Origin of the sequence: Georgenia sp. EYE_87 (assembly GCF_023148685.1) — a bacterium.
Taxonomy (GTDB): domain Bacteria; phylum Actinomycetota; class Actinomycetes; order Actinomycetales; family Actinomycetaceae; genus Georgenia.
In genome coordinates, this window is sequence record NZ_JAHXNL010000001.1 from 205768 (window position 1) to 218718 (window position 12951).

General features: G+C 75.9%; 11 protein-coding genes. 8 read left to right on the forward strand and 3 right to left on the reverse strand.

Translation table 11 applies throughout. The annotated features are described in order from the left end of the window. Positions 1-78: 78 nt before the first annotated feature. Complete coding sequence (locus KZX45_RS00900; protein WP_248255828.1) at positions 79-1488, reverse strand: Nramp family divalent metal transporter; 1410 nt, start codon at positions 1486-1488, stop codon at positions 79-81. 267 nt (positions 1489-1755) lie between these two features. Between KZX45_RS00900 and KZX45_RS00905 the strand changes: the two genes are divergently transcribed. The 3 genes from KZX45_RS00905 (at position 1756) to KZX45_RS00915 (ending at position 5134) form a co-directional block, all read left to right on the forward strand. Further along, positions 1756-2565, forward strand: a complete 810-nt coding sequence (locus tag KZX45_RS00905) for a thioredoxin domain-containing protein (RefSeq protein WP_248255829.1) — start codon at positions 1756-1758, stop codon at positions 2563-2565. 132 nt (positions 2566-2697) lie between these two features. Then, complete coding sequence (locus KZX45_RS00910; RefSeq protein ID WP_248255830.1) at positions 2698-3468, forward strand: cyclase family protein; 771 nt, start codon at positions 2698-2700, stop codon at positions 3466-3468. A 1-nt stretch (position 3469) separates the two neighbouring features. Next, positions 3470-5134, forward strand: coding sequence for a thiamine pyrophosphate-binding protein (locus tag KZX45_RS00915; RefSeq protein WP_248255831.1), 1665 nt, complete (start codon positions 3470-3472; stop codon positions 5132-5134). A 25-nt stretch (positions 5135-5159) separates the two neighbouring features. Here the strand turns inward: KZX45_RS00915 and KZX45_RS00920 are convergent, their stop codons facing one another. Together KZX45_RS00920 and KZX45_RS19800 are read right to left on the reverse strand one after the other, a co-directional pair. After that, positions 5160-5801: a hypothetical protein gene (locus tag KZX45_RS00920; RefSeq protein ID WP_248255832.1), complete on the reverse strand. Its 642-nt coding sequence runs from the start codon at positions 5799-5801 to the stop codon at positions 5160-5162. 2 nt (positions 5802-5803) lie between these two features. Then, positions 5804-5926, reverse strand: a complete 123-nt coding sequence (locus KZX45_RS19800; RefSeq protein ID WP_282453108.1) for a hypothetical protein — start codon at positions 5924-5926, stop codon at positions 5804-5806. Between the two features lie 221 nt (positions 5927-6147). Between KZX45_RS19800 and KZX45_RS00925 the strand changes: the two genes are divergently transcribed. From KZX45_RS00925 to hrpB, 5 genes are all read left to right on the forward strand, one after another. Beyond that, complete coding sequence (locus KZX45_RS00925) at positions 6148-6573, forward strand: DUF1810 domain-containing protein (RefSeq protein WP_248255833.1); 426 nt, start codon at positions 6148-6150, stop codon at positions 6571-6573. Between the two features lie 40 nt (positions 6574-6613). Next, positions 6614-7738: a 23S rRNA (uracil(747)-C(5))-methyltransferase RlmC gene (rlmC, locus tag KZX45_RS00930; protein ID WP_248255834.1), complete on the forward strand. Its 1125-nt coding sequence runs from the start codon at positions 6614-6616 to the stop codon at positions 7736-7738. Between the two features lie 69 nt (positions 7739-7807). Continuing rightward, positions 7808-8935, forward strand: coding sequence for a serine hydrolase (locus tag KZX45_RS00935; RefSeq protein WP_248255835.1), 1128 nt, complete (start codon positions 7808-7810; stop codon positions 8933-8935). A gap of 66 nt (positions 8936-9001) precedes the next feature. Beyond that, positions 9002-10372 (forward strand): aminotransferase class V-fold PLP-dependent enzyme, encoded by a 1371-nt coding sequence (locus tag KZX45_RS00940; protein WP_248255836.1) that lies wholly within the window; start codon positions 9002-9004, stop codon positions 10370-10372. A 50-nt stretch (positions 10373-10422) separates the two neighbouring features. Beyond that, the gene (hrpB, locus tag KZX45_RS00945) at positions 10423-12945 is read left to right on the forward strand and encodes an ATP-dependent helicase HrpB (protein WP_248255837.1); all 2523 of its coding nucleotides are present in this window, start codon (positions 10423-10425) and stop codon (positions 12943-12945) included. Positions 12946-12951: the final 6 nt, after the last annotated feature.

Below are 12951 nucleotides of genomic sequence, written 5' to 3' on the forward strand. Positions count from 1 at the left end.
CGGTGCGCGGCTTGGCCCTCGCCCGGTGCACGTACGCCGGGGCGCCGCGGCTCACCGCCGCGGCGCCCCGGAGCTTCGTCAGCCGAGCAGGTCGAACAGCGAGATGGAGCCCACCCCGAAGATCGCGACGGCGGAGATCACCAGCAGGACCATGAACCCGGGGCCGTCCTTGACCCGCGGATCCGTCTGCGTGCGGGAGAGGTGCAGGGTGGCCACGGCGACGCCCATGAGGAACAGGGCGTTGAGGATCCCGGCGATGATGACGAGCGCCAACGGGGAGTTGGCGAGAACACCCAGCGTGCCCCACGTGATCGGCAGGACGATCATGATCACGCGCATCCACCGGTCGCGTACGACCATGTCCCTCCAGTCGAAGGCGCCGAAGACCGACAGGGTGTTCGCCACCTGGCGGCCCAGGCTGGGGACGTTGGCGAGGATGGTCTTGAACAGCGCCACCCCGGCGCCGACGAGGAACAGCGTGCCGCCCCACCGGCCGACCGTGGAGGAGAAGATGCCCGAGATGACCTCCATCACCTGGGTGCCCTCGGGCTGGAGACCCTGCGGGTGCAGGACCGCGGCACCGAGCATGTAGAAGGCGGCGGTGGAGAGGGTGTAGACGCCCCACGACACCCACGCGTCGAGCTTCATCACCTTGATCCAGCCGCGCGCGCGGCCGACCCAGCTCTCCGAGCCGTCGTTCGGCCCGGTCCAGGCGGCGTAGCCCTTCTCGACCACCCAGTAGGTGTAGGCGGTGATCTCGCCGGCGCCGACGCCGGTCATGCCGAACATGGACAGCGCGACGCCCATGGCGCCCGCCGCGACCTGGAAGCGCAGACCGTCCGCGAGGTCGGCGCCGCTCCAGGCGAACTCGGTGTACTGGACGAGGAACACCACGGCGACCGCGAACAGCGTGACGAGCATGACCATCCACGTGGAGATGTTCTCGACGATCTCGTAGCGGTTCGCGAGGTGGATGCCGATCGCGACGACCACGAGGATCGCGACCCAGCTGCCGATCGAGACGATCGCGAACGGGTCGCCCCCGATGGGGAGCAGCATGGAGAACGCCAGTGCGGCACCGCTGATGACGCCGGCCTGGCCGATCAGGAACTGCAGGAACATGAGCAGCACGAGCCAGGCCATCCAGCCGCGGCCCAGGAACTTCGGCGGCACGTCGGCGTAGCCGGTGATGGCCGGCTTGCCGGTCGAGATCGACCAGCGGGCCAGCTCGACCTGGACCCACACCTTGACGAACGTGGAGACCAGGATGAGCCAGAACAGCATGAAGCCGACCCTGGCTCCGAGCGCGGTGGCGGTGAGCAGCTCGCCGGAGCCGACGACGGCGGCGCTGGTGATCATGCCGGGGCCGAGGAACTTCAGGCGGCCCCGCAACGTCGTCGGGGGTGCCTGGACGTTGGCCGGATCCAGCACGTAGGGATCCAGGCTCCTGTCCAGGCTCGTCGTGCGTTCGGCGGTCTGTGTGGTCATCGTCGGCCTCTCGGTCGTCGCTCGGCGCGGGAGCGTGTCAGCTGTCCGGGCCGCTCACCATCGCGGGGCGACGGAGCCCCGGGGGAACGGCCCGGTGAGGATAGGCAGTGGCGCGGGTCACCTGACGAAACGTTGCCGCTTGTTGCCGCCCGACCCCGACCGGAACGTGCGGTGAGGCAGGGCGGACCTTCGTCCCGCCCCAGGGCGGCACATATCGGACATCCTTCTTGGGACAGTCCCGCAACCGCCCGACGAAGGGTTCTTTCGATGAGCACCACCAGCGCCCGGCCCCCACGTACCCGGGAGCGCGACGCCGCCCGCGAGAAGGCGCTGGCGCTGCGCGCCGAGCACGAGCGGCAGGCACGCCGCAACCGTCGGCTTCTCGTCGGCGGCGTGCTCGCGTTCATCGTGGTCGTCGCCGTGGCGGTGACCGCGATCGTCGTCCAGGGCAGCAAGAGCCTGCTCGCGAGCGTCGCCGAGCTACCGGCCCACGTCACCGAGGAGGGCGCCGTCACGATCGGCGCCGACCTCGTCGCCGGCGGGACGAACGCCGACGCGCCGGTCGTCGACGTCTACTTCGACTACACCTGCAGCTACTGCGGGCAGTTCGAGGAGATCAACGCCGACGACCTCGAGGAGGCCGCCCGCGCGGGTGACGTGACGCTGGCCCTGCACCCGGTGTCGATCCTCGACCGGTCCGGCGACTTCTCGGCCTTCTCGGGCCGTGCGGCCGAGGCCGCGGTGGTGGTCGCCGACGGCGCCCCCGAGGCTTTCCTGGACTTCCACGACGCGATGTTCGCCCTGTGGGGCGACGCCGTGGCGGCCGGTGCCGCCGAGGGCGGGGACGGCGCCGGCGAGCCGACGGACGACGACATCGCGGCCGCGGCTCTCGCGGCGGGCGTCCCCCAGGACGTGGTCGACCGATTCACCGAGGACCGCTACACCGAGTGGGTCGACGCGAACACGGCTCAGTTCGCCCGCGACGGCTTCACCGGGACCCCGACCGTGCTGGTGGACGGCGAGCCGTTCCAGGGCTGGCAGGAGCCGGACGCCCTGCTGGCCGCGGCCCAGGACTAGCGGCCGCGGCAGGCAGACCCTCCGGACCGGAAGGCGGACCCGGCGGACCCTCGGTCCGTCGGGTCCGCTATGTTCGCCGTCACACCGTGCCGTCACCCGCCGCGCCGAGCGCGCCGACCCGCTGGAGCAACGATGCCCGTGCTGACCGACCTCGTCGCCGCCCTGTCCGCCGGTTCCGTCCGGGTCGTCGACCTGACGGCGCCCCTCGCCGACACCACCCCGGTGCTGGAGCTGCCCGAGAACTTCGGCCAGACCGCCCAATTCCAGCTCGAGGAGATCAGCCGGTACGACGACCGCGGACCGGCCTGGTACTGGAACAACTTCCGCACCGGCGAGCACACCGGCACCCACTTCGACGCGCCCAGCCACTGGGTCACCGGCCAGGGCAAGGACCACGTCGACGCCGTCCCGCCGCGCGCCTTCGTCGCTCCCGCGGTGGTCCTGGACGTCACCGACCGCGTCGCCGAGAACCCTGACTTCCTTATCGAGGTGGCGGACGTCGAGGCCTTCGTCGCCGAGCACGGCCCGCTGCCCGAGGGCGGCTGGCTGCTGTGCCGCACCGGCTGGTCCGCCCGGGTGACGCAGGAGGAGATGATCAACAACACCGAGACCGGTCCGACCAGCCCCGGCCTGTCCGCCGAGTGCGCGCGCTGGGTGGCGGAGGCCTCCCCGCTGCAGGGCATCGGCGTGGAGACCGTCGGGACCGACGCCGGAGCCGCACACTCCTTCGAACCCGCCTTCCCGTGCCACTCCTTCCTGCTCGGCGCCGGCAAGTACGGCCTCGCGCAGCTGCAGAACCTCGACCAGCTCCCGCCCACCGGTGCGGTCGTGGTCGCGACGCCGCTGAGGATCGTGGGCGGGTCCGGCTCGCCGGTGCGGGCGGTCGCGCTGGTCGAGGACTGACGTGCGGGTCAGCGAGGCGGTCGGGCGGGCCCTGGTCGACGTCGGCGTCGACCACGTCTTCGGCGTCGTCGGCTCCGGCAACTTCCACCTCACCAACGCGATGGTGGCCGCGGGCGCCACGTTCGTGCCCGCCCGGCACGAGGGCGGCGCCGCCACCATGGCCGACGCGTTCGCCCGCACCGCCGGCCGCCCCGCCGCCCTGAGCGTGCACCAGGGCTGCGGGCTGACCAACGCGATGACCGGCATCGCCGAGGCCGCCAAGAGCCGCACGCCCCTGGTGGTGCTGGCGCCGGAGGCCACCTCGCCCACCTCGAACTTCGCCGTCGACCAGGACGCCCTGGCCCGCGCCGTCGGCGCGGTCCCGGTCCGGCTCACCGCGGCCGGCTCCGCCGCCGAAGAGACGGCCAGCGCCGTCGCCACGGCCCTGCACGGGCGGCGGACCGTGGTCCTCAATCTGCCGCTGGACCTCCTGGGGGCCGAAGCCCCGGAGCGGACGCCCGTCCGCCTGCCCGCCGCGCCGCCGCCCGTGGAGCCGGCGGCGGACCACGTCGCGCGGCTCGCCGCGCTCCTGCGCGGGGCCGAGCGCCCGGTCTTCGTCGCCGGCCGCGGCGCACGCACGCCGGCCGCGCGCGACGCGCTTGCCGCCCTGGGGCAGAGGTGCGGGGCGCTGCTGGCCACCTCCGCCGTCGCCAAGGGCCTCTTCCACGACGAGGCGTACTCCCTCGACGTCGCCGGGGGCTTCTCCTCGCCGCTCGCCGCGGAGCTGATCCGCGGCGCCGACCTCGTGGTCGGCTGGGGCTGCGCGCTGAACATGTGGACCATGCGCCACGGCGCCCTGATCGGGCCGGGCGCGGCCGTCGTCCAGGTCGACGACACCGCCGAGGCGCTCGGCGCCCACCGCTCGCTGACCCTGGGGGTGCTCGGCGACGTCGCCGGCACCGCGGCGGCGGTGCTGGCCGAGCTGGGCACCGCCGCCCCGGACGGCGCGGCCCCGGCGGGGTATCGCACCGCGGCCGTGCGCGAGGCGCTGACCGACCGGCTGCCCTGGCGCACGGTGCCGTACGAGGACCGCGGCGGCACGGACGCGGCGGGGGAGCGGCGGATCGACCCGCGCACCCTCACCGCGGCGCTGGACGACCTGCTGCCGGCCGAGCGGGTCGTCGCCGTCGACTCGGGGAACTTCATGGGCTACCCGAGCATGTACCTCTCGGTGCCGGACGAGGAGGGCTTCTGCTTCACCCAGGCGTTCCAGTCCGTCGGCCTGGGCCTGGCCTCGGCGGTGGGCGCGGCCCTGGCCCGGCCGGACCGGCTGCCCGTCGCGGCCCTGGGCGACGGCGGGGCGCTCATGGGCGCGGCCGAGCTGGACACGGTGCGCCGGCTCGGGCTGCCCATGGTCGTGGTCGTCTACAACGACGACGCCTACGGCGCGGAGGTGCACCACTTCGGCCCGGACGGCGACGACCTCGGCATCGTCACCTTCCCGCCGACGGACATCGCCGCGGTCGGCCGCGGGTACGGGTTCACGGCCGTGACCGTGCGCGGACCGGAGGATCTCGGGGGCGTCGAGGCCTGGCTGGCGGGCCCGCGGGAGACCCCGCTGCTCGTCGACGCCAAGGTGCGCGCCGACGAGCCGGCCTGGTGGCTGGCGGAGGCCTTCGGGCACTGAGCCGGGACTCCGCCGCGACCGAGCCTCAGATCTCGGGGCCGTTCACCGTGGGCGGGCACGCCTCGAGCATGTGCTCCTCGCGGGTGAAGAACGCGACCTCGGGGTACGCCGCCCTGATCCTGCCGATGTCGACCGGGGCGCCCTCGACCGGCGTGAACCCGTCGACTGGCACGCGGCCGGAGGCTTCGCGGGGAGCGTGCCGGCCGGGCGCCGGCGCGCCGGGGCCTTGCGGGACCTCGGCCTCTCGGGACGCGTTCGCGCCCCGTGCCGTGCCCGGCACCAGGAGCGCGAGGATCCGGGCCTTCTCCGCGCGGAACCCCGCGGTGCCGAGGACCACCCGGCCGTACCCCTCGATCACCCCGGAGATCCGGCGGGACGTCGAGTACGGGTCCTCGCGGTAGTACGCGTAGAACCCGCAGGTGCAGCCCTGGAGGCCGTGCCCGGTGCCGATCTCGCGCCCGGACGCGGCCCGCACGGTGATCCGCCCGTCCGGCAGCCGGACGACGACGCCGCCGTCGTGGAGGCACGACGCGCGGTTCTCGCCCGGGTGCCAGACCTGGCTGTAGTACAGCCCGGTGAGCAGGCCGCCGGCGGTCACGCCGAAGGACCGGCGACCCCGGACCGAGCCCAGCACGAGGGCGGGTCCCCCGAACTCCTCGGGCTCCATCGTCAGGCCGGGACCTCGTCGGGTGCCGGCAGTGGCTCCGGGACCGGGACCTCCTTGGGCAGGGGCTCGAGCTCGATCTCCTCCTCCTCCTCGCCGATGTCGCCCAGCCGCGGGTTCTCAGCCATGACCGCTCTCCTCCCGTCTCCGCCCGGCAGCGTCGTTGCGCCGGGCGCGGCCCCGAGCAGCCGCAGCCGCGGCGGCGCGAGACGCGTGGTGCGCCGATCATGTGGCCGATCTCTGACTTTGACAACCCCGGCGCGCGAGCGGGGAGCGGACGCGCGGGAAGTCGCCGGCCGGGAGAGGGTGGGTACGAGCCGGTACGAGCCGGTACGAGGGAGGGACGGCCGTGGACGACCCCTACGACCTTGAGCGTTTCGTCACCGCCCAGGACGACGGCGGAACCTACGACCGCGCGCTCGCGGAGCTGCGCCGGGGCCGGAAGACGAGCCACTGGATGTGGTTCGTCCTGCCGCAGATCGCCGGCCTCGGGCACAGCCCGATGGCCCGGGCGTACGCCATCTCCTCGCTGGACGAGGCGCGCGCCTACCTGGCCCACCCGGTGCTCGGCCCGCGGCTGCGCGAGTGCGCCGAGGTGGTCGCCGCGTCCGACGCGCCCACCGCGCAGGCGCTCCTCGGGGGCGTCGACGCCGTCAAGCTGCGCTCGTCGATGACGTTGTTCGCCCGCGCCGACCCGGACGAGCCGGCCTTCCGGCGCGTGCTCGAGCGGTACTTCGACGGCCTCGAGGACGAACGCACGCTCGAGCTGCTGTGACGCGGGGCGGTGCCGCCCCGGCGCCTACACTCGAGGCGCTATGCAGTGCTCCTACTTCGACGCGGTCGCGTGCCGCTCGTGCACGCTCATGGGTCAGGCCTACCCCAGCCAGCTGGCGGCCAAGCAGCGGCACTGCGCGCACCTCCTCGAGCCGTACCCGGACCTGGAGTGGCTGCCCACCGTGGCCAGCCGGGAGTCCGGGTACCGCAACAAGGCGAAGATGGTCGTGTCCGGCACGGTCGAGGAGCCGCTGCTCGGCATCCTCGACGCCGCCGGCGAGGGCATCGACCTGACCAGCTGCGGGATCACCGGCGAGGAGCTGCGGGACGCCTTCCCGGTGCTGGCCGCGCTCGTCACCCGGGCCCGGCTCACGCCGTACGACGTGCCCCGGCGCCGCGGCGAGCTCAAGTACGTGCTGCTGACCGTCTCGCCCGACGGTGAGCTGATGCTCCGGCTCGTGCTGCGGTCGACGGAGTCCCTGGTGCGGATCCGCAAGCACCTGCCCTGGCTGCTCGACGTGCTGCCCGCGCTGCGGGTGGTCTCCGTCAACCTCCAGCCCGAGCACAAGGCGGTGCTCGAGGGGGACGAGGAGATCGTCCTGACCGAGCAGGCCACGCTGCGCATGGCGGTCAACGACGTCGTCCTCCACCTGCGGCCGCAGAGCTTCTTCCAGACCAACACCGACATCGCGGCCGCCCTGTACCGGCAGGGGCGGGAGTGGGTGGAGGAGGTGGACCCCGCCTCGGTGTGGGACCTGTACTGCGGGGTCGGCGGCTTCGCCCTGCACAGCGCGGGCGAGGGCCGGGCGGTCACCGGCATCGAGATCAGCCCGGAGGCGATCGCCAGCGCCGAGGCCAGCCGCGACGAGGCCGGGCTGCCCGGCGTCCGGTTCGCCGCCGGGGACGCCACGGCGTTCGCGCTGGCGGCGCCCGCCCCGCCCGAGCTCGTCATCGTCAACCCGCCCCGGCGCGGCATCGGCCCCGACCTGGCCGCGTGGCTGGAGTCCTCGGGCGTGCACCGGGTCGTCTACTCCAGCTGCCGGGCGCAATCCTTGGCGAAGGACCTCGCCGCGATGCCCTCGCTGCGCCCCCGGCGCGCGCGGGTGCTCGACATGTTCCCGCAGACCACCCACTACGAGGTCATGGTCCTCCTCGAGCGGGCCTGACGCTGGACCTCGCCGCGCGACGACGCGCACCATGGGAGGAGCCGCGACGCAGCGGCGAGGGGTGGGGCGATGGCACCCGCACGTCTGGCGGGCGCGGCGGCCGCGGCCGCCGCGGCGGTGCTCGTCGCGTGCTCGGCCACCGTCCCCGGCACGGACCTCGGCGACGGCGACCCACCTGCGCCGTCGCCCCTCCCGGGCGGGGGGCTCGGCCCCACGCTGGTCGACGTGCTCGACCGAGACCCGGCCGGCTACGGGTTCGAGCACGTGCGGGCGTTCCTGGTGGTCCAGGACGGTCGGCCGGTGTTCGAGCGCTACCGGGACAGCACGCCGGAGACCACCCACGACGTCCACTCGGTGACCGCGAGCATCATGTCCGTCCTGGTCGGCATCGCGATCGAGGAGGGGCACCTGGCCGGGGTCCACCCGACCCTCGGCGAGCTGCTCCCGGACCACGCGGCCCAGATGCCCGACGGCGTCAGCTCCGTGACGCTGGAGCACCTCCTGACCATGACCGGCGGTCTGCCGGCCGCCCCGTTCGACGCCGGGGGCCCGGGCGACGTGGTCGGCGGGGTGCTGGCCGACGGGCTGCGGTTCGCGCCGGGGGAGCGGTTCGTCCACTCCGACCGCGGCGCCCACCTCGTCTCCGCCGTCCTGGCCGAGGCCACGGGCACCAGCGTGCTCGCGTTCGCCCGCGAGCGTCTCTTCGACCCCCTCGAGATCGTCACCGAGCCGGCGGCGGAGCCGGTCGCCGTCGCCGGGAACCAGGCCGCGTACGACCGCGCGGCGTTCGCCTGGCCGGTGGACGCGCAGGGGCGCCACCTCGGCGCGTCCCACCTCAAGCTCACCGCGTCGGACCTGGTGCGGATCGGCCGGCTCATGGCCGAGGGAGGCCGCCGGGAAGGCCGCCAGCTCGTCCCGGAGTGGTGGGTCGCCGCGTCGACGAACCTCCAGGCCGAGCCGGCCGGCTCGGTCCGGGTGACCGAGGGGTACGGCTACCTGTGGTGGGTCACGACGGCGGACGGGCGGGACGCCTTCGCCGCCCTCGGGCACGGCGGCCAGCTCGTCGAGGTGGTCCCGGAGCTCGAGCTCGTCGTCGTGGCCCTCAGCGCCGTCCCGGCGCAGACCTCCGAGGTCCTCGACGCCGCCGCCCTCCTGGCTCTCGTGGACGAGGTGGTCGCGCCCGGGCTCGCGCCCTGAGCCGGAACCTCGTCAGACGTGCCGAAACCCCTGACGCGTCGGGCCCGCCGGGCGAAGACTGGGACGATGGACCCCGGCCGCGACGACGCCCTGGATCATGCGCACGAGCACGCCCGCCGCTGGCTGGAGAGCCTGCCGGACCGGCCCGTCGCACCCCGTGCCGGCGCGGACGCGGTGGCCGACGCGCTCGGCCGCGAGCTGCCCGACGGCCCGAGCGACCCGGCGCAGGTGGTGGACCTGCTCGCGCGGGCGTGCGAGCCCGGGCTCACCGCGATGCCGTCCGGGCGGTTCTTCGGCTTCGTCATCGGCGGGACGCACCCGGCGGGGCTGGCCGCGGACTGGCTGGTCAGCGCCTGGGACCAGAACGCCTGCCTGCGCCAGGTGACGCCCGCCGCCGCGGCGGTGGAGGAGGTGGCCGGCAGCTGGCTGCTCGACCTGCTGGGACTGCCCGCCGGCAGCGCGGTCGGCTTCGTCACCGGAGCGACGACGGCGAACGTCACCGGTCTCCTCGCGGCCCGGGACGCGCTGCTGCGCCGGGCCGGCTGGGACAGCGCGCGGGGCCTGCACGGCGGTCCGGCCGTCCGCGTCCTCGGCGGCGCCGAGCGGCACGCCTCGGTCGATCTCGCGCTGCGCTACATCGGCCTGGGCACGCCGGAGGCGGTGGGCGTGGACCGGCAGGGCCGGATGCGGCCTGACCTGCTGCGCCAGGCGCTCGCCGCGCGGCCCGGGCGGGCGGCGATCGTGGTCCTGCAGGCCGGGAACATCCACTCCGGCGACAGCGACCCGTTCGAGGAGTGCATCGCCGTCGCGCACGAGGCCGGCGCGTGGGTGCACGTCGACGGCGCGTTCGGGCTGTGGGCGGCCGCGGCGCCGCGCCGGCGGCACCTCACCGCCGGCGTCGCGGCGGCGGACTCGTGGGCCACCGACGCGCACAAGACCCTGAACGTGCCGTACGACAGCGGGCTGGCCATCGTGCGCGACGCGGACGCGATGCGCGCCGCCATGGCGGGGCACGGCGCCTACCTGGTCGAGGACGTGGCGGGCGACCCCCAGGAGCGGGTGCCCGAGCTGTCCCGGCGGGCCCGCGGCGTGCCCGTGTGGGCCGTGCTGCGCGCGCTCGGACGCGCCGGGGTCGCCGACCTCGTGGAGCGGCTGTGCACCCACGCCCGCACGTTCGCCGACGGCGCCGCCGAGCTCGACGGGGTCGAGGTGCTCAACGATGTGGTCCTCACGCAGGTCTCCCTCGCCGTCGGCGACGAGGAGCGCACCCGCCGGGTGGTCGAGCACCTGCTGCAGGACGGGACCACGTGGATGACCGGTTCGCGCTGGCACGACCGCGCGATCGTCCGCGTCTCGGTCAGCAACTTCTCCACCACCGAGGACGACGTCGCCCGCGGCCTCGACGCCCTCGCCCGCGCGCTGGCCGCGAGCCGGTAGCCCGGGCACCGGCGTCACGGGCCGGGCGGCCGACAGGGCAGACTGCACCCGTGCCCGACCCGATCGCCCGCCTGCTCGCCGACCCGCCCGACCTGCCGGTGCGTGAGGCGCTGCCCGCCGTCGTGACGGCCGTCCGCGACCACGGCACCGCCGTCGTGCAGGCCCCGCCCGGCACCGGCAAGACCACCCTGGTCCCGCCCGCCCTCGCCGCCGCGGTCGAGGGCACCGTCGTCGTCACCCAGCCGCGCCGGCTCGCCGCGCGGGCGGCCGCCCGGCGGCTGGCGTCCCTGATCGGCGAGCCGGTGGGCCGCACCGTCGGCCACACCGTCCGCGGGGACCGGCGCACGAGCGGCGCCACCCGGGTGGAGGTCGTCACCACGGGGGTCCTGCTGCGCCGCCTGCAGCGGGACCCCGAGCTCCCCGGGGTCGGCGCCGTCGTGCTGGACGAGGTGCACGAGCGCCACCTCGACGCCGACCTGACGCTGGCCCTGCTCGTGGACGTGCGCGCCAACCTGCGCGAGGACCTGCCGGTGGTCGCCATGTCCGCGACCGTGGAGGCGGGGCGCACCGCCGGCCTCCTGGGCGGCGGCGCGGCCGCCCCGGTGGTGGAGGTGGCGGGCAGCCTGCACCCGGTTGAGACGATCTGGTGCCCGGCGCCGGCGCGCGCGGCGCGGACGGACGAGCGCGGCGTCACCCCGGCCTTCCTCGACCACGTGGCGGCGACCGTGCGGCGGGCCCTGGCGGAGCGGGCCGGCGACGTGCTCGTCTTCCTGCCCGGCGCCGGCGAGGTCGACGGGGTCGCCCGCCGGCTCGCCGGGGTCGACGCCGACGTGCGCCCCCTGCACGGCCGGCTCCCGCACCGCGAGCAGGACCGGGCGCTGACCGAGGGCTCGCGCCGCCGCGTCGTGGTCTCCACCGCCGTCGCCGAGTCCTCCCTCACCGTGCCCGGCGTGCGCGTCGTCGTCGACGCCGGGCTCTCGCGCGAGCCCCGCACCGACCACCGCCGCGGCCTGGCCGGACTGGTGACGGTGTCCGTGAGCCGCGCCGCCGCCGAGCAGCGGGCCGGGCGCGCGGGCCGGGAGGGCCCGGGCGCCGTGTACCGGTGCTGGACCGAGCACGACCACGCCCGCCTGCGCGCCCACCCCCGCCCCGAGATCACCACGGCGGATCTGACCGCCTTCGCCCTCGAGCTCGCCTGCTGGGGCGCGCCCGGCGGCGAGGGGCTGGCCCTGCTGGACCCGCCGCCGGAGGCGGCCATGGCCGCGGCGCGCGCCACGCTGGAGCAGCTGGGCGCGGTCACGCCCGACGGCGGCGTCACCGGCCGCGGCCGGGCCATCGCGGGGGTCGCCGCGGACCCGCGGCTCGCCCGCGCCCTGATCGACGGCGCGCCCGTGGTCGGGGCGCGCCGTGCCGCGGAGATCGTCGCGCTGCTCGACGAGGACGTCCCAGTCCCCGGCGGGGACCTCGTCGCCGGCCTGCGCGCCGTGCGCCGCGGCGGGGCGCCCGCGTGGGAGGCGCAGGCCCGCCGGCTGCGCGAGTCCGTGCCTACCGGCGGCCCGGCCGCCGGTCGCCCGGCCGGGCGCCCCGGCGCGCAGCTGACCGACGACGTCGCGGTCGGACTGGTCGTCGCCCTGGCCCACCCGGACCGGATCGCGCGCCGCCGCCCGGGCGGGTCCGCCTACCTCATGGCCTCCGGAACCGGGGCGACGCTGCCGCCCGGCTCCGCGCTGGCCGGGATGCCCTGGCTGGCGGTGGCCGACGCCGACCGCGGCGCGGGCCGGCGCGACGCCACGGTCCGCTCCGCCGCGCCGCTGGACGAGGATCTCGCCCTCGAGGCCGCGCCGCCGCTGCTGCGGGAGGAGGAGTCGGTCGTCTGGGAGCAGGGCCAGGTGCTCGCCCGGCGCCGCACGTGGCTCGGCGCGATCGAGGTCTCCTCCGCCGTCGTCCCGGACCCGCCCGCCGCAGCGGTGGTCGCCGCCGTGCGCGACGGCCTGGCCCGCGACGGCCTGGGCGTGCTGGCGTGGTCGGCCGCCGCGACCAGCCTCCGGCGCCGGCTCGCATTCCTCCACGCCGCCCTCGGCGGCCCGTGGCCGGACGTCTCCGACGAGGCCCTGCTCGCCGACGTCGACGCCTGGCTGGGGCCCGACCTGGCGCGGGTGCGGACGGCGCGGGACCTCGGGCGGATCGACGTCCTGACCGCGCTGCGGCGGCTGCTGCCGTGGCCGGACGCCGCCCGCCTCGACGAGCTCGCGCCGGAGAAGGTGCGGGTGCCGTCCGGCTCGGAGATCCGCGTCGACTACGACGGCGACCGCGCCGTGCTCGCGGTACGCGTCCAGGAGGTGTTCGGCTGGCGGGGCGCCCCGCGCCTCGCGGGCGGCCGGGTCCCGCTCGTCCTCGAGCTGCTGTCCCCGGCGCGGCGGCCCGCGGCGGTCACCGCGGACCTGGCGACCTTCTGGGCGCAGGGGTACCCGCAGGTACGGGCCGAGCTGCGCGGGCGTTACCCCAAGCACGCGTGGCCGGAGGACCCGGCCACGGCGGAGCCCGCGCGCGGAGTGCGGCGGCCGGCCCGCTGAGGCGAG

Bases quoted from the DNA above. Each gene is read 5' to 3' on its own strand.
- KZX45_RS00940 (WP_248255836.1), top strand. From the start codon at position 9,002: ATGGACCCCGGCCGCGACGACGCCCTGGATCATGCGCACGAGCACGCC.
- KZX45_RS00935 (WP_248255835.1), top strand. From the start codon at position 7,808: ATGGCACCCGCACGTCTGGCGGGCGCGGCGGCCGCGGCCGCCGCGGCG.
- KZX45_RS00910 (WP_248255830.1), top strand. From the start codon at position 2,698: ATGCCCGTGCTGACCGACCTCGTCGCCGCCCTGTCCGCCGGTTCCGTC.
- KZX45_RS00920 (WP_248255832.1), bottom strand. From the start codon at position 5,801: ATGGAGCCCGAGGAGTTCGGGGGACCCGCCCTCGTGCTGGGCTCGGTC.
- KZX45_RS00905 (WP_248255829.1), top strand. From the start codon at position 1,756: ATGAGCACCACCAGCGCCCGGCCCCCACGTACCCGGGAGCGCGACGCC.
- rlmC (WP_248255834.1), top strand. From the start codon at position 6,614: ATGCAGTGCTCCTACTTCGACGCGGTCGCGTGCCGCTCGTGCACGCTC.
- KZX45_RS19800 (WP_282453108.1), bottom strand. From the start codon at position 5,926: ATGGCTGAGAACCCGCGGCTGGGCGACATCGGCGAGGAGGAGGAGGAG.
- KZX45_RS00900 (WP_248255828.1), bottom strand. From the start codon at position 1,488: ATGACCACACAGACCGCCGAACGCACGACGAGCCTGGACAGGAGCCTG.